The organism is Desulfotalea psychrophila LSv54 (assembly GCF_000025945.1).
Classification (GTDB): domain Bacteria; phylum Desulfobacterota; class Desulfobulbia; order Desulfobulbales; family Desulfocapsaceae; genus Desulfotalea; species Desulfotalea psychrophila.
This window is the reverse complement of the sequence record NC_006138.1, coordinates 2,566,452-2,582,992: the sequence shown is the minus strand read 5'-3', so window position 1 is coordinate 2,582,992 and position 16,541 is coordinate 2,566,452. Positions and strand designations below refer to the sequence as shown.

Genomic DNA, 16,541 nt, shown 5'->3' with positions numbered 1-16,541 from the left:
TATATACGACATAGATTTCCTTATTAATGGCTATTTATAGCCTGCAGAGGAAAATCTATCTAAATTGATATAGCCATAAACTCGCCACAAAATTTCTTAGGTTTTTCTTTGAATGGGGCGACAATTGACACGGAGGAATGATGAACAGAAGAAAACTTGATGTGATTATCCATGCAGTCCTGATAATCATGTCGATAATTGTCCTTACAAATGACAATCTGGTTGAAGGAGGTATGGAAACAGCTCTGGGATCTATGTTTCTACCTCGCCTAATAGCCGTCTGTATTATTGCATTTTCAGGAACCATAGGGGCTCAATCCCTCTATAAGCTGCGTAAGGCCTTACCCCTCGAAGAGCAGGAATTCATTGATACTAATGGTTTTATGGGGATTGTCGTCTATATAGCATACTTCCTCATATACTGGTACATGGTGCCCATTGTTGGATTTATAGTGGCTACACCATTTATCATGATAGCCGTTGCCCTGCTTCTGGGAAGTCGAAACTGGCTTGTCATGCTCCCCCTATCTATAGTAACGCCAATCCTGATTTATTATGGCTGCTATAACTATTTACGAGTGCTATTACCGACTTGGTCCCTGTAACAAGAGCGAGGATACTATGCTAGAAAACATTTTAAACGGATTTTCCTCCATATTTGCTGTGGGCCCCCTTATTGGTATTACAGTCGGGGTTGTGGTGGGGATTATTTTTGGTGCCATCCCAGGTATATCAGCCATTATGGCTATTGCCATAATTTTACCACTGACCTTTTACGTAGACCCCATTATTGGTATCCCCATGCTCCTTGCCGTATATAAGGCAGGAATTTATGGTGGCTCTATTTCTGCCATTCTGATCAATACTCCCGGGGCAGCGGCCTCCTTTCTGACCGCACAGGACGGCAACGCCCTGACCAAGATGGGAAAGGCCGGCAAGGCCCTCGATATGTCCCTCTATGCATCAGTTACGGGAGAGATGCTCAGTACTCTTGTTCTGATCTTTGTGGCAGCGCCTATTTCAGTGATCTCTTTGCAGGCAGGGCCCATTGAACGTGTATTCCTCCTGCTCTTTGCCTTTACTGTTATTGGTTCTATTACAGGAGAGTCTGTTGCTCGTGGACTCCTCTCCTGTTGCCTGGGTATGTTTGTGGCTATGGTGGGTATGTCTCCCATCACCGGTGCCTCCCGTTTTACCTTTGGTGTTCCGGAGTTGCTGAATGGCTTTACCTTTATGCCCATGCTCATCGGTGTACTCGTTATGCCTGAGGTTATTAAGGCCATTAGAAATCGTAAGGACCCAGATGCCCAGATGAGACTTATGAAGTCAACCATTCCGGCGGATAATCGTATAAGCTGGAAGGAGTACAAATCTGTCCTGGGCACCATCCTTAAATCATCAGGAATTGGAACCTTTATTGGCTCTCTGCCCGGTCTTGGCTCAAGTACTGCAGCCTTTCTTGCCTACGGTGAGGCAAAACGATGCGCCAAGAATCCTGAGAAATTTGGTAAGGGCTCTATCCGTGGTATTGCCGCCGCAGAATCTGCCAATAATGCAGTATGTGGTGCCACCATGATACCCATGCTCACCCTGGGTATTCCCGGTGATGACGTAGCTGCTCTGCTCATGGGTGCCTTCCTCATTCAGGGTATCACTCCCGGGCCAACCATTTTCTTCGAACACACCAGTGTGATTTACTCGATCTTTGCAGGTTTTCTTATAACAGATCTCTTCCTGCTTGTTATTGCTAAATCGGGATTTCGTTTCTGGACAAGAGTAGCCTCTGTTCCACGTAGCTACATCTTCCCATGCGTTACCATTTTCGCCTTTGCAGGTTCTTTTACTGTAAATCAGGATATTAACGATGTGTTTGTTCTCATCCTCTTTACCCTGTTTGGATATGGGATGCGCCTGACAGGACTGAATCCTGCGGCCTTTATCATCGGCGTTATCCTTACCCCGTTTTTAGAGCAAAACCTTGATCAGGCTGTGGCCATTGTCGGCACAGAGTACCACCTGTTCTTTGCCTCACCATTTTCGTGGATATTCACCGCATTGGCAGCTTTCTCCGTATATAGCACCCTGCGTCAACGTAAGAAAGAAGCCGCCAGAGCAGCCCTTAAAAAGGCGATAGAAGTAGATGAGGGTGTCGAGGTACCCGCCTAAATGTTGCGTTTTCCTATGTCAACAACTGGTCAGATCAGCAGAGAACCAGTCTTGCCATGTTGTTGACATATTTTTGGTAGAGAGGTCTCTGCCCTGTGTTAAAATATTTATTGAGGAGTTTTTATGAAACGCTTTGGAAAATCACTTGTAGCAATTGCCACAACTCTGACCATCTCTTTAACAGCTGCATCAGCTTTTGCTGAATATCCAACAAAACCTATTAAGGTCATCGTTCCCTGGAGTGCCGGCGGCGATTCTGATCTCTCTACCCGTGTATGGGCTAACGCAATAGAAAAAGAACTTGGTACTCCAGTTGTAGTTATTAATAAGGCCGGTGGTGGTGGCATTATGGGTAGCGCCTTTGTGGCAAACTCTAAAAATGATGGTTATACCCTGCTTAATGTTGGTCTCAGTAACGTGCTTGTTACTCCGAACTTTAGCAAGACCCCCTACGATTTTGATAGCTTTACTCCTATTATCAAAATGACCTCTGTCCCTCTGGCAATCGTTGTCCCTGCAGACAGTCCTTATAAAACTCTGCCGGAGTTCGTTGCTGGCGCTCAGGCAGGAAAGGTAACTCAAGGCTCTTGGGGTGCAGCCTCTTCCGCGACCATCCTTGCTAACATGATTGCCGGCCAGCTCGATTATAAGGTTACCTATGTACACGCGAACAGTGGCGCTGCCTCCATGGTATCTGTAATTGGTGGGCATATTGATTCTGCCGTAGCTTTTCCGCCTGCCTTTGGTCCTCACGTTAAATCCGGTCGTGCCAGAGCCCTTGCCATGAACAATAAAATGGACGACTTTCCAGGTGTACCTACCTTTGCTGAGTTCGGGGTAAAGGGTGATTTCGAGGGATGGTCCGGTATTTTTGCCCCTAAGGGTGTTCCAGCCGAGGTAGTTGAAAAACTTGTTGCCGCTACAGAGAAGGCGATGAAAGATCCTAAGGTACGACAGGCATTCAAAAACATGAACGCCGTGGTAGATTACCGCAGTGGTCAGGAGTGGATTGACGAGATGAAGGTCACCTACAATATGATGCATGATGAAGCTGCTAAGATGCATGACGAAGCTGCTAAGATGAAGAAATAAGACTCCCCTTTGCTTCATTGCAAATGGCGGCGTGGAAAACAAAAGTCCTCACCAGCTAATACGCTGGTGAGGACTTTCAGGGTTGGAACAGCCTGAACATCTAGAAACTATTTGGCAATAACTGCGGCAACAACGGATACTTCAACAAGTAGCTCAGGGCGGGCAAGTCGCGCCTCAACACAGGCTCTGGCTGGAGCAGATCTCCTTGGCACCCAGTTATCCCAAACCTTATTCATCTCTGCAAAATCCTTCATGTCACGAAGATAAATTGTTGCATTGAGTATGTGTTCCCGATCACTGCCCGCTGTTTGTAAAAGGGCATCAACCCGGGCAAGAGTACTCTCTGTTTGTTGCTCAACGGGCTCACTACTATCAGCACAGACCTGACCACAAAGATAGGCAAGGCCGTTATGGATTACCACCTTGCTCATACGTTCACTTGTTTCAATTCTTTCTATCATCTCATCCTCTCTTATTTGTTAAACTTTCATTACTGACTTTTTCCAAAAGCTTCTACGGGAAGTCATAAAAAACGATGCATTTTCCAGACCACTATCGCAAATAAAGTTCTTTTGGGGTCTGGTAAAGGATGGTGAGAAATTATCCTTCTGCTTGACATGTAACAATATGTTACATAATGTATGTAGCGCTAAAGACATTTCTCTCTCTCTGTTTGATTTTGAAAGCAGAAACAAAACGATAATGCCCACTGTGCCCTTTCTTTACAGTGTTGCGAAACAATACAATTAATGCCATGATCTCAGAACTGCCCAACCACGAAAAACTGCAAAAAATAATTGATGCCTCGTTCAAACGATCTAAAAAATATAATATTACCCCTCAGGTAGATGGCTCTCCTGAAAGCACCAAGCTAACGGAGCAGGCTTTCAGGCAGCGAATAAAGAAGCAACAGCTTTTTTATGATACCACCAAAGAACAGTTAGAAAACCTCTACGACCTGCTGAAGGGAACGGGGTTTTGCATGATCTTTACCGACAATGAGGGCTATATCCTTTATCTGGTGGGCGATCCTGATCTTCAGGCCCATTTTGCCCATAGACGTTGCATTCCCAGGTATCGCTGGACAGAAAAGGATGTTGGCACCTGTGCAATTGGTCTGACTCTGCTTGAAAAGATCAGTATTTTTCTGCCGGGTACTCAGATGTATGCTACTACGGCAAAAAAAATTAGCAATGCCAGCTCCCCCATCTTTTCTCCCGATGGTAAGGAACTTTTGGGGGTCATCTGTTTGAGTGGCTATTCAGAAAACATGCATGTCCATACTATAGGTCTTGTTAGCCAGGCTTCTAAAAACATAAGATCCAGACTTCAATCTCTTGAAAAACAGCAAGAAATTGCCATAAAGAATCAATATATGACGGCAATTATTGAGTCTAAATCATCTGGAATAGTGACCGTTGACCAACAGGGAAATATTGTCCAAACAAACCACAAGGCCCGTAATCTCCTGGCCATAAAGGCAGATGCAAGGGATAATTTACTCACTACCTATATCGGCAATAGTCTGAATATTGCTGATTGTCTGGAGCGGGGGAGAGGATTTCGAGCCCGGGAAATTGTCTCCAAAAAAACGGGGGTGAGCTATTTTGCCTCTCTTGACCCTATACGACTGGAGGAGGAGCAACTTGTGGGGGGAATCTTTACCTTTGTTGAAAAAAATGAAGCGTTGCGCCGAGCAGTTAAACTGATCGGTACTCAGGCCCCATTTACCTTTGATTCTATCCTTGGCGACAGTCCCGCACTTAAATCAGCCCTCCACCTTGCCCGTATTTCCGCAAAGAATACTGCCTCGGTGCTTCTTTATGGGGAAACCGGAACGGGTAAAGAGCTTTTTGCCCAGGCAATTCACAATGCAAGCGAACATAAAAATGGCTCCTTTGTTGCTATCAACTGTGGGGCCATCCCCAAAGAGCTCTTGGAGAGTGAGCTTTTCGGTTATGAGGAGGGGGCTTTTACCGGGGCGCAAAAGGGTGGCAGACCGGGCAAGATAGAACTTGCCAATAACGGCACCCTCTTTCTTGATGAAATAGGCGATATGCCCTTTGAAATGCAGGTTAAACTCCTGCGAGTGCTTCAGTTTGGAGAAATACAACGAGTAGGTGGACTACGTACTATCCCTGTGAATCTGAGGATCATCTCTGCAACCCATAAAGATCTGAAGAAAATGATTGATGTTCAACAGTTTAGGGCAGATCTTTATTACCGTATCAGTACCCTGAGGATAAATATTCCACCCCTGAGAGAACGTCAGGGTGATATTCTTAAGTTAGTTCAGTATTTCATAGATAGGCATATAATAAAATTCGATCGTCGCAAACAGGTCCTCCCCAGTCAAACGCGTCTGGCTATCAGTAAGTACAGCTGGCCCGGCAATATCCGTCAGCTGGAAAGCGCCACGGAACGTGCCATCTACTTGGCAGAAGACGGTGTTCTTCTCCCGGAGCACTTTGCCATTAGTGATCTCTTTTCTAATACCAATAAAGAGGTGGTTAAAGTGGTGGGCACGCAGACCCTGGAGGAGGTGGAGTCACAAATTATCACGGAGACCCTTGCCTTTTTTGATAATAATATCAGCAAAACAGCTCAGTCTCTTGGCATTTCCCGTCCGACACTCTACAGAAAGATAGATAAGTACAGAATTGTCCTGACAAAGGGTCATGAGCTGCAAGGAGAAGAGTAAGGCTTAACCTTTACCCCGCTTTTTGTGGCGTTTCTGGATGGAATAGGCCCCATCCTGACAGCTTTAGGGGTGGCACAAAGGATAGGGTGGATGTATACTCTAACAATCTTTCTCATAACAAGGGGATAGCCATTCCTAGCCTGGATGTCATCCAGGGTTTGAGACAGCTTTAGATGCGGGGGGCTGAGGGTAGCTCAACTCCAATGCTCATTTGTGAGCTCATATTAAAATAGTTAGAAGGTTGTAATGAAAGAAGTTTATATAAAGTCTCCTGCTGAAATAGAGCTTATGAGGCAGGCAGGGCAGTTACTGGCAAAGGTTTTTGAAATGTTGGATGGATTTGTTAAGCCGGGTGTAACAACCATGGAAATTAACAATAGAGTTGAAGATTTTATTACTGTCGATTTGGCGGCACGGCCAGCAAGCAAGGGGCAGTATGGTTATAAATATGTCCTCAACAGTTCGGTAAACGAGGTTGTCTGTCATGGCGTTCCAAGTACCAGGCAGAAGCTCAAGTTAAAGGATATTGTTAACCTGGATATCACCCTAGAGAAAAGCGGCTTTATTTCAGATTCCAGTAGGATGTATGTTATGCCCGAGGCCTCAGCTCAGGCCCGAAAACTGGTTGAGACCACCTATCAGGCTATGTGGGAGGGTATCAAAATGGTTAAACCCGGGGCTCGGCTGGGTGATGTGGGCCATGCAATCCAGACATTTGCCGAAAATTACGGCTATAGCGTTGTTCGTGATTACTGTGGTCATGGCATTGGCAAAGAGATGCATGAAGCGCCTCAAGTACTGCACTACGGTAGCCCGGATACAGGCCTGGTTCTTGAAGAGGGGATGACCTTCACCATTGAGCCGATGATCAATCAAGGTACATCCGGAATAAGAACAAGCAAAGATGGTTGGAATGTTGTTACCCGTGACAAAAAATTATCTGCTCAATATGAGCATACAATTCTGGTCACAGCGGATGGCTATGAGGTGCTCACCTAAGAAGTCCTTAGCAGGCAGTCCTGATAAATTTACGGGGGCTATTCCCTCCCCCTTATCCTTTGTAGAGGTGAGTGATCTCAATTTCACTCACCTCTACAGATCATATCTTTCAGCGAGGAGACATAAACCACTTATCTGCCATAAGAGCCTTTGCCTCTGCGGTGAGAGGAATGAGATCACTTTTGTCTAAAAGAGGCAGATTAAATTTTCGATTCAGAGCAGCAAAGTGGCGCAGGCCAAATGCTATTTTGTTGAGGTAAGAAAAGACGCCTATGGCTCCTGAAGGAAAATCATTTGCCCTTGTTCCATAGAGGGCGCGTAAATCAGGAAGGTCACAAAATATTTCTTCAATCGTTGACCCATATTTTTTAAATCTTTCAGGTACATTGCCGCTTTTGATTTGCTCGCCAATATTTTTACCAGTCATGGCCGCGGCCATTGCTGCCCGGCATAGGCCAATGGCAAGCATATGACCATCACCGTATGCCAGTCCTTTAAACACTTGATCTTCACTGGCAAAACCACCAGTCATAACAAGGGCAGGTAGCGTTTCCCCCTCTTCTTTAAGCTGAGTAGAAATACGAACAACTATATCTTCCAGGCAAACCGTTGGTAGAGACCATTCGTTCATCATCTTTGCCGGACTATACCCGGAACCTCCTCCAGCCCCATCAAAGGTTATCATATCGACCTTTGCCTTACAGGCAATTCGAAGGACACGTTCTATATCGGTCTTATCGTATCCTGCCATTTTAAAGTAGATATTTTTTGCGCCCCAATCCCGTAATTTTGCGATATGAGCGATAAGAGATTCTTCTGTCCATAGGGGTAGTCTGCCATAGGTGTTGAAATTAGGGCAAACGCCGTTACGATATGCTTTTTGGATGGCGGGATCTGAGGGGTCTGGATGGACCAGATCACCGAGTTTTTGTCTCGCAATTGCTGTCTCAATATCCCTTAGCCGCTTAACCGGTTGGGTGCCTTTTGCAGCTTGACCGAATTTGATCTCTATCGCCTCCGCGCCGTATTTTTGCAGAGCAATTTGGGGTACACCCATAAGATTATCTTCTATATTGCACTGTACAACAATCTGACCATACCCTCTGTAATATTGACGAAAGCAATTAAGGGCTTTATCTAAAAGAGGAAACTCCTCAATTTTGCCGTTTGTCACCTTTAACTTTGGATCATTATTTCTCGCATCCTCACCAATTATACAGGTTACACCAGCCATAGCAGCACCGGCAAAATAGTCCTGCCAGTTGAGTTTCATTAAGGCTGGAAGTATGACGGGCATTGACATTTTAACGGGGTGAAATGTTCCGTAACTGCGTTCAAGGTTCACATTGAAAATAGTCGCCTCTTCGCAGTTCTCAACTACGCCTTGAGCACCGAAGACCCGCCCATTGATGTTAAAATGGGAAAAATCAATTGGATAATCTTTTTCCGAAGCTATTTGATTATTCCCAGTTGTCATAGGGTAGACTGTTTGTGCTCCTAGTATCGCCGCCAAGGCTAACTCACAGGTGCCGGCACAGTCTTCCGTACAAAAAGAGCACATTCCTGATTGAGGAGATATAAAAACACTACGATTTTTAGCAGAGGTAAATCCGGAACTTAAAGTTGGTGAATAGGACATAGTCGCTACCTTTATTTTTAACGTTTTCAACGTTTGGCAGGATGATACAACCATCTTCCCGATAAAAAAAATCAGCTCAACAAAATTGTTAACTATACGTTGATTATACCTAAGGATAAAGACGTGCAAGGATAAAAGGTTCTTTTTGTAGAGCTTTTTTTGTCGGCTTAATTCTGCTATGGAAAAAGCATAATATAGACGATGTCCTGCTCAAGACACAGTAGAAAATAGATCCCATCCTGCTTATAATCTGCAAACGAATTTTGCAAAAGGGCAGGCTCTGACATACTTTGTCTCCTCTACTTGTTGATTCTGAGGTGAAAGGGGCACAAGGTTTTAAGATAAACGGTTTAGCTTTTCTTGAAATGCGGCCTGGGAGAGGATGGAGATATGGATCTTATTGCTTCTGGGGAATTCTTTTTTGGCGGCTGTCTTAAAGATCTTTAACAGTTTTGCCGGTTCAAGTCCTTCATAGCTTTTTTTTTCAAATCCATCCTGGTAGAGGGCAAATGTTTTGCCATTCTGCCGTAGGATATAAATGGTTCTGTCCCTTTTGAAGGTGAGAAAGGCGAGGAGCTGTCCCTCCTCTAACTGGCCCATCCGTTTTTGCAGGGTAGACTTAAGATTTGCCTTGTTAATCATTCTGCTCCTTCCCGTAGCTTGTTCATCTTAATTTTTTTGGAGTCGATACGGGGGAGTATAACCTGCTTAGGGTAAATTACCGATCTTTCTCTTTTGCCAGGGACAAAAAAAATCGCCTCGGGCATGGGCAGCTCCGGGGCGGTTCAATTTTGTAATGACCTTTAAAGAGAGAGATATTTCTCCATTTTTTTCAAACTCTTTGAACCAATGCCTTTAACCTCGGTGAGCTGGGTAATGGTTGTAAATTTGCCGTGATCGTTACGGTACTTAAGGATAGAGTCTGCTGTTTTGTTACCGATTCCAGGTACTCTTATCAGTTCCGTCTTGTTGGCAGTATTTACATTAACCTTCTGCATGACTGTGGCCTTGTCCATGTTTGCTACCATTGTCTGCTGCCCACCGTCCGTTTTTGCTGCGAAGGTGAGGGTAGAAAATGCTGTGCAGCCTAAGACGAGACTGAGGAAAACGGCTAACATCAGATAAGATTGTTTCATAAGATCTCCTTAGTATAGGGATGTGGGTATAAAAAATGGTGAGGTCGAAAATGGACAGGGGTAGTTATAAAAAAAACCTAGTTCAGCAAAAAAAAGGATAGGGGGATTTTTTCAGCGATACATCTCTCTGTCCTGCTACTTTTTTTTTGCATTTCGTATTAGTTTTTTTTGTTCTTTTTGCTCCTGTTGTATCTGCTCGGCACCACCCTGCATCTGGTCAATGGCCAGCTTGCCTGTTGCCAATTTTTGCTTGTCTGCTGTTCTTATCTGTGGGCCACTGTCAGTGGCTGCGAAGGTAAGGGTGGAAAAAACTGCACAACCTAATACGAGACTGAAAAAAACAGCTAAAAGTCAAATAAGACTGTTTCATAAAATCTCCTGCCGTAGGGGGGTTAAGGGGAAAAAAATCAGCTCAACAAAATTGTTAGCTATGAGGTAAGTATACCTATAGGCAAAGACCTTGCAAGGATAAAAGGTCTCTTTTTTGAGGCCTTTTTCGGCTGGCTTAATTCTATTATGGAAAAAATCAGATTCACGGCAGGCCGAGTATGCAGTATAGTCAATCTTAGTGGGTTTTTAGGCGGTCATAGTTTTTACGGGCCATTTTATAAATTTTATTTTCTATATTAAATATGAGTATTGATCTGCACGTACATTCAAGTTTTTCTGATGGGTCAATGACCCCAACTGAGCTGGTAGAGCTTGCTAAACGTAAAGGTCTTCATGCGCTCTCAATAACAGATCATGATAATATCTTAAGTGTTTCCGAAGCATTATGTGCTGGGAAGCAGTATGGCCTTACCGTTTTTTCAGGGGTTGAGTTGAGCCTTGTCTATAATGGTATGGATATTCATCTTTTGAGTTATCTTTTTGATCAAAATAATTTTGAATTACAGACATTTCTTGCCGAAATACAAGAAAGTAGGGCGACGAGAAATGGCCTTATTATAAAAAGTCTGCTGAGTTTGGGGGTAAAGATAACAGCTGAGGAGGAGAGATGCTTTTTGGAGAACAGGCAGCTTGGTCGTCCTCATATTGCCAAATTACTGGTGCGCAAGGCTGTGGTGAAAAATATGAAGGAGGCCTTTGCCCTTTATCTGACTCCTGGAAAGCCTGCCTACGTGCCCCGTAAAACAGTTCCCATTCAACGGGCAATTGATGTTTTACACAGGGCTGGAGGGGTGACGGTCTTGGCTCATCCTTTTAATATGAACAGGGGAGATAGAGATCTCTTCGAGGTCATAGGCGAACTCGGTGAGCTGGGGGTGGACGGGGTGGAGGCTTATTATCCCACCCATTCTCGGAAAAGACGTGATCAGCTCTTAGGCTGTGCCCGAGAGAATAATTTAATCTGCACAGGTGGAAGTGATTATCATGGTAATTTTCGGGCTGGCACTCAACTTGCCGGAGGAAAAAATGTTTGTGTCCCGGAAGAATTACTGACCACGCTTTATTTGCGCAAGGAACGGTACTCCCCTGTGCAGGATGAGAACAAAATATAATAATATTCAATCCAAACAGGGAATTATAATGTGTAGCTACTCTATACTGGTAGTAGACGATGAGCCTAATTATCTGATCGTTCTCTCAGAACTATTACGTGATGAAGATCTGGAGGTTTTTACTGCTGGAAGTGGTAAGGCAGGACTTGATATATGCCGTGAGGTAGACCTTGATCTGGTTATTACCGATATGCAGATGGACGGTATGGACGGTATGGCCCTTTTGGAGCAGATAAAAGAACTTAATCCGGATTTGCCGGTGCTCATCATGACAGCCCACGCCGAGGTGGAAAAGGCAGTTAAGGCTATGCAGGCAGGCGCTTTTGGTTATCTGGCTAAACCGTTTGCCAACGATGAGCTCTTGGTGAATATTTACAGGGCTGCCCGCCATTACTCTCTTATCCGAGAAAATAAGAGATTACGTCATCAACTGCAGAGTGAGGATTGCTTTAGTGGTATTGTTGGTAAGAGTCCCAGTATGCAGAGAGTGTACAAACTTATCCGTAAGGTTGCCCCAACTCCTGCCTCGGTTCTTATAACAGGAGAAAGCGGTACGGGTAAAGAGCTTGTCGCTCAAGCCGTTCACTCCACCAGTCCCCGGCGGGATGAGGCCTTTATTGCCGTGAACTGTGCTGCCCTTTCGGCAAACCTGCTTGAAAGTGAACTCTTTGGCCATGAAAAAGGTGCCTTTACTGGAGCCGCATCCATGCGTAAGGGGCGTTTTGAGCTTGCTGCAGGTGGAACTATTTTTCTTGATGAGATCAGTGAGATCCCGCTAGAACTGCAATCGAAGTTGCTTCGTATCTTGCAGGAAAAGAGTTTTGAGAGGGTGGGTGGGGCAAAGACCCTTCATGTTGATGTGCGGGTGATAAGTGCCTCTAATAAAGATCTTAAGGAAGAGGTAGCAGCCGGTCATTTTCGGGAAGACCTTTTTTATCGCCTGAACGTTATTCACCTGAATCTGCCCCCTCTTCGGGAGCGCCTAGACGATTTGCCCCTTTTAGTGGCCTTTTTTATAGAAAAGTATAGAAAAATTTTGCAGTTGGAGAATCTCGTGGTCGGCGAAGAGGCAATGAAACTTCTTCTAAGGCTTCCTTGGGATGGTAATGTGCGTGAGCTTGAGAATACCATTGAGAGAGCCGCCATTCTCTGTGATGCAGGCAATATTATGGTGGAAGATGTACAGCCGGAGACGGTCTATAATAAGGAGGATCATTGGCAACCAGGCGGGGATCTCAGCAATTTTATCCCGGAATCGGTGGGGCTTAACGAGGTTCTCTATGCTGTTGAGGAGAGAATGCTTATTAAGGCCTTGGATGAATCCAATCAGGTGCAGGCAAGGGCCGCGTCCCAGCTTGGTATTACCAAGAGTTTATTGCAGTATAAGCTGAAAAAATATGGTTTAAAAAAGAAGAAATAGCGAATTTTCACAGGCTCTTCTGGATGAAGAGTCTGTGAAAATGTCATGCCTGTCGGTTTTATTTATCTCTCTTGTCTTCAACTCCCCAGTGAAGTTTATTGCGGAGGATAGAAAAATAGTTGTGACTATCAGAGACAATAAGTTTGAGGGCGTGGCCGGCCGTTTCAATTTCCAACTCATCTCCGTTATGCATCTTCCACAAACTTTGGCCGTCAACCAGTACCTGTGCCGCTTCCTTATTATCCCTAGCCTTAAACTTGGTTTTGATCAGTTTTTCAGCGGGCAGAATCAGCGGTCTGCTACTCAGCATGAAAGGGCAGATAGGGGTTACAAGTATTGTGGCAAGTCCCGGGTAGACCAGTGGTCCCCCCGCGGAGAGGTTGTAGGCGGTTGACCCCGTTGGCGTTGAAAAAATAAGACCATCTGCCCGGTAGTCGGTCAGCAACTGATCGTTAACCTTGGTTGACAGGTGAAGAAGCCTGTCCAAGGCATTTTTGGTAATGACCACCTCATTGAGGGCAAAACGATAGCCACTGGAGCTGTTTTTGCTGAGGACACGGCTTCGGATCATCTGCCGATTTTCAATGATGGTCTCTTCTGCGATGATTTTTTCGATGGATTCAAAGGTATCATCTTTGTTGACCTCTGCCAAAAATCCGAGACTGCCAAAATTAACACCCAAGACAGGTATGGAATATTTGGTTGCAAGTTCTGCTATATGGAGCAGAGTACCATCGCCACCCAGGGCGATGATAAGATCCATATGCTCCTCAATGTCATTAATCCCAGTGGCAATGTCTCTATCGTGTAGCCAACAGGAGAGTTGCTTACTAAACTGAGCGGCTTCGGGGGAATCTGGTTTGGTAACAATGCCCACACATTTCAGCGTTATTTTTTCCCTGGTGACAAAGGCAGATTGGGAAACATTCATCACTTCCCCTTGCCAAGCTCTTTTGATTTTTCAGTTGCAGCAGCGACGGCATCCATGATAATTGCCTGAAAACCTGATCTCTCTAATATTTTGGATGCTGCTATTGTTGTCCCACCAGGAGAGGAGACGCGGGCGCGTTCCACCGCTGGATGTTCTCCATTTTGGCGGAGAAGCTCAACGGAACCCGCAACGGTTTGCAGGGCAAGATTGGTCGAAACCTGTCGATTGAGTCCCTCGGCAACACCGGCATCAATAAGGGCCTCTATAAAGGAAAAAACATAGGCAGGCCCCGAGCCACTGAGGCCGGTGACTGCATCAAGATGACACTCTTCGAGCACCGTTGTTGTGCCAATTTGATTAAAAATATTTTGTACTTTATCGAGTTCTTCCTGGCTTACATAGGGGCTTGCCGTAAGGGCGGAGGCACTCTGTCCAACCAAGGCGGGGGTATTGGGCATTACCCGGATAATTTTAAGTCTGGGCAGGGCCAATGTCTTTACATAGGACGAGATGGGGAGGCCGGCGGCGATGGTAATAAGCAGATGATCTTCGTTGATAATTCCTTGGCAATTTTGTAATACGAGGGACATTACCTGAGGTTTAACGGCGAGAAAGATCTTTTGACAGGTGGCAAAGGCAGCCCCACAGTCCTCAATGGTGTTGATATTATAGGTGGCTGTTAAGAAATCTTTTCTTTCTGGAGAGGGATCAAGTACATAGATGTTTTCTGCAGGATAGGAGCCCGATTGGGTAAGGCCTTTGATAAGTGCTTCGGCCATTTGCCCGCCACCGATAAAACCTATATTTTCTGTTGTCATAATCTTTTTTTTGCCATCTTTATTTGGTAAATATCTTATAAAAAGCAGTTTATTATCTCTGAAGCCCTCTGCAAAAATCTTGAGCTTTGTAGCTTCATCGGAGTATACTACCAGATGGTGTAGTCTTTGTGTAGAGACTCTTTTTTTTAAAAATTATAATTAATGTTTAACCTAATTATTTCCGCCACCATAATGAGGGTATAATGCTTGAACAAGAACTAATTGATATTCTTGCCTGTCCAGAATGCAAGGGGCCTGTCCAGCTTGTAGGCGAAGGACTTGTCTGTGAAAAATGTAAGCTTTTGTATCCTGTACGAGATGGCATTCCGATAATGCTCTTATCGGAAGCTATTAAGATTGATGAATAACTGGTAAGAGATGATGGAAAATATAAAGATGAGCGATTGTGCGGAGCAGCTGTTCTCTCGTTTTGTGGTAGCCAATGCCCACCGGCAGAGCGATTATTTCTCTCTGATAAAAACAATCATTCCCTGTGCCAAAAAGCATGGCAACGACTGTGGATCTCCCCTGAGGGCAGCTTATGCTCTGCTTGAGAGGGAAATTTTAGAAAATCGTCATTCCCCCACAAAGGAAATATCCTTTGGCACCTCAGGTTGGCGGGGGGTTTTAGGTAAGGATATCAATATTTATACTGTATCCTGTGTGACGGCAGCAATTGTTGATATGTTTCAGCAGATTGATGTAAATAGGCAACTTGCCCGGCTTCTCTTGGTGGATTCATTTGCCGAGGCGCAGGAGCGAGGCTGTGTCCTGGGTTTTGATAATCGTTTTGGGGGCGAGATTCTGGCGCGTGCCGTAGCCGGAGTGCTGTTGGCTGCCGGTTTTCGGGTGCACTATGCAGGAGAGTCCACTACGGGTGTTCTCTCTGCTGCTGTTTTACAGCTAGGTGCCTCCTGCTCTATCAATTTAACCCCATCGCACAACCCCTTGGAATACGGTGGTTATAAATTTAATGGCGCCGATGCTGGGCCTGCTGCAAGTGGGGTAACAGAGTATATTACCAAAAAGAGTCGGCTCATTGTAGAAGATGGGAGAGATGTGAGTTTACTCACTGAAGAGACATTTCTTGCCGACGACAGGGTGCATTTGCTCGACTCTCTGCAGCTATGGAAGGATCTGGTGAGTCAGAATAGAGATAAACATGGCTTAGATCTCAGTGAAATATCGGCCAAACTGCTCCAGCGTGATGATATTTCTGTTGCCGTTGACTCTGTGCATGGGGCGAGTCGCCTGCATATAGACGCGCTTTTGGGAGAGGAGGCAGGGGCAAAGATAAAGCAGTTGAGAAATACGGCTGATGTGACCTTTGGTGGAGTTGCCCCTGAACCTTCATCTGCCAATATGCAGGGCTTGGTCACCTATCTGCAGGGGATAGAAACTCCTCTTAAGTTGGGAGCCATTATTGATCCAGATGGGGACAGAATTCGTTTTACCGATGGCGACAGAGAAATTTCAATGAATCAGTTCGGAGCCATCGCTTACCACTTTTTACATGAAGAGAAGGGTGTGCATGGCCTCCTGGCTAAAACAGTTGCCTCCTCTAATCTTGCCAACCGGATAGCAGAATCCTTTTCTGAGGAAATTTTTGAACCACGGGTTGGTTTTAAAGAGTTTAAACCTGTGGTTGGTAGGGCAGTGGTCTGCTTTGAAGAGTCAGACGGCATCTCAATTATTGGTCATACCCCGGAAAAAGATGCCTATATAGGCCTGCTCCTCGCACTTGATATTGTCTTAACTACCGGTGAAAACCTGGGAACTTACCTCGGCAAGATTGAGGCGTGCTATGGCAGTTATTATCCTGAGGTTGGAAGTGTGGCGGTGAGCATGGAGGGCCTAGCCCTTGCGGAGGCTCTTGAAAAATTGTCGTCTCTTTTGCCGGGACAGACGCTTGAGGTGGCAGGTGAAGAACGAGAAATATCTCAGGTGATTGATATAGATGGGCGAAAAATTATTTTTGCTGATGCCTCCTGGCTTATGATTCGACCATCAGGCACAGAGCCGAAGGTGCGTTTTTACGTAGAATCAAGAACAAGGAGCGGTGCCTCTGCCCTTATCAAAACGGCTCGTCAACTGTTGATAGATATTGGTCTTTTATCTTTATAATTAAAAGACATTT

General features: G+C 45.1%; 15 protein-coding genes. 9 read left to right on the top strand and 6 right to left on the bottom strand.

The window, feature by feature from the left end:
- The first annotated feature begins 137 nt into the window (after window positions 1-137).
- From DP_RS11455 to DP_RS11445, 3 genes are all read left to right on the top strand, one after another.
- Window positions 138-605, top strand: coding sequence for a tripartite tricarboxylate transporter TctB family protein (locus tag DP_RS11455; RefSeq protein WP_011189486.1), 468 nt, complete (start codon window positions 138-140; stop codon window positions 603-605).
- A gap of 16 nt (window positions 606-621) precedes the next feature.
- Window positions 622-2,166, top strand: coding sequence for a tripartite tricarboxylate transporter permease (locus DP_RS11450; protein WP_011189485.1), 1,545 nt, complete (start codon window positions 622-624; stop codon window positions 2,164-2,166).
- 123 nt (window positions 2,167-2,289) lie between these two features.
- Entirely contained in the window at window positions 2,290-3,258 is a 969-nt protein-coding gene (locus tag DP_RS11445; RefSeq protein ID WP_011189484.1) for a Bug family tripartite tricarboxylate transporter substrate binding protein, read from the top strand.
- 107 nt (window positions 3,259-3,365) lie between these two features.
- Here DP_RS11445 and DP_RS11440 read toward each other — a convergent pair whose 3' ends face one another.
- Window positions 3,366-3,719, bottom strand: a complete 354-nt coding sequence (locus DP_RS11440; RefSeq protein WP_011189483.1) for a RidA family protein — start codon at window positions 3,717-3,719, stop codon at window positions 3,366-3,368.
- A gap of 293 nt (window positions 3,720-4,012) precedes the next feature.
- Between DP_RS11440 and DP_RS11435 the strand changes: the two genes are divergently transcribed.
- Together DP_RS11435 and map are read left to right on the top strand one after the other, a co-directional pair.
- The gene (locus DP_RS11435; RefSeq protein ID WP_041277927.1) at window positions 4,013-5,959 is read left to right on the top strand and encodes a sigma-54-dependent Fis family transcriptional regulator; all 1,947 of its coding nucleotides are present in this window, start codon (window positions 4,013-4,015) and stop codon (window positions 5,957-5,959) included.
- A gap of 246 nt (window positions 5,960-6,205) precedes the next feature.
- Entirely contained in the window at window positions 6,206-6,958 is a 753-nt protein-coding gene (gene map, locus DP_RS11430; protein ID WP_011189481.1) for a type I methionyl aminopeptidase, read from the top strand.
- A 109-nt stretch (window positions 6,959-7,067) separates the two neighbouring features.
- Here map and DP_RS11425 read toward each other — a convergent pair whose 3' ends face one another.
- The 3 genes from DP_RS11425 to DP_RS11415 form a co-directional block, all read right to left on the bottom strand.
- Window positions 7,068-8,597: an FMN-binding glutamate synthase family protein gene (locus DP_RS11425; protein WP_041277926.1), complete on the bottom strand. Its 1,530-nt coding sequence runs from the start codon at window positions 8,595-8,597 to the stop codon at window positions 7,068-7,070.
- Between the two features lie 336 nt (window positions 8,598-8,933).
- Window positions 8,934-9,239: a hypothetical protein gene (locus tag DP_RS11420; RefSeq protein ID WP_011189479.1), complete on the bottom strand. Its 306-nt coding sequence runs from the start codon at window positions 9,237-9,239 to the stop codon at window positions 8,934-8,936.
- Window positions 9,240-9,400: 161 nt separating this feature from the next.
- Complete coding sequence (locus tag DP_RS11415) at window positions 9,401-9,733, bottom strand: ComEA family DNA-binding protein (protein ID WP_011189478.1); 333 nt, start codon at window positions 9,731-9,733, stop codon at window positions 9,401-9,403.
- A gap of 632 nt (window positions 9,734-10,365) precedes the next feature.
- On the opposite strand from DP_RS11415, the gene DP_RS11410 reads away from it, so the two are divergent.
- Both DP_RS11410 and DP_RS11405 read left to right on the top strand, forming a co-directional pair.
- Window positions 10,366-11,235, top strand: a complete 870-nt coding sequence (locus DP_RS11410) for a PHP domain-containing protein (RefSeq protein ID WP_011189477.1) — start codon at window positions 10,366-10,368, stop codon at window positions 11,233-11,235.
- A 28-nt stretch (window positions 11,236-11,263) separates the two neighbouring features.
- Complete coding sequence (locus DP_RS11405; protein WP_041278710.1) at window positions 11,264-12,655, top strand: sigma-54-dependent transcriptional regulator; 1,392 nt, start codon at window positions 11,264-11,266, stop codon at window positions 12,653-12,655.
- Window positions 12,656-12,713: 58 nt separating this feature from the next.
- Here DP_RS11405 and DP_RS11400 read toward each other — a convergent pair whose 3' ends face one another.
- Entirely contained in the window at window positions 12,714-13,586 is an 873-nt protein-coding gene (locus DP_RS11400; protein WP_011189475.1) for an NAD(+)/NADH kinase, read from the bottom strand.
- Complete coding sequence (gene proC / locus DP_RS11395; protein WP_011189474.1) at window positions 13,586-14,404, bottom strand: pyrroline-5-carboxylate reductase; 819 nt, start codon at window positions 14,402-14,404, stop codon at window positions 13,586-13,588. Before proC ends, DP_RS11400 begins: the two co-directional genes overlap by 1 nt.
- Before the next feature lie 203 nt (window positions 14,405-14,607).
- Here proC and DP_RS17540 point away from each other — a divergent pair, with 203 nt between their 5' ends.
- Window positions 14,608-14,772 carry a Trm112 family protein gene (locus DP_RS17540; RefSeq protein ID WP_011189473.1) on the top strand — a complete coding sequence of 55 codons (165 nt, stop codon included), beginning with the start codon at window positions 14,608-14,610 and terminating at the stop codon, window positions 14,770-14,772.
- A gap of 10 nt (window positions 14,773-14,782) precedes the next feature.
- Window positions 14,783-16,528 carry a phosphohexomutase domain-containing protein gene (locus DP_RS11390; protein WP_011189472.1) on the top strand — a complete coding sequence of 582 codons (1,746 nt, stop codon included), beginning with the start codon at window positions 14,783-14,785 and terminating at the stop codon, window positions 16,526-16,528.
- Window positions 16,529-16,541 lie beyond the last annotated feature (13 nt).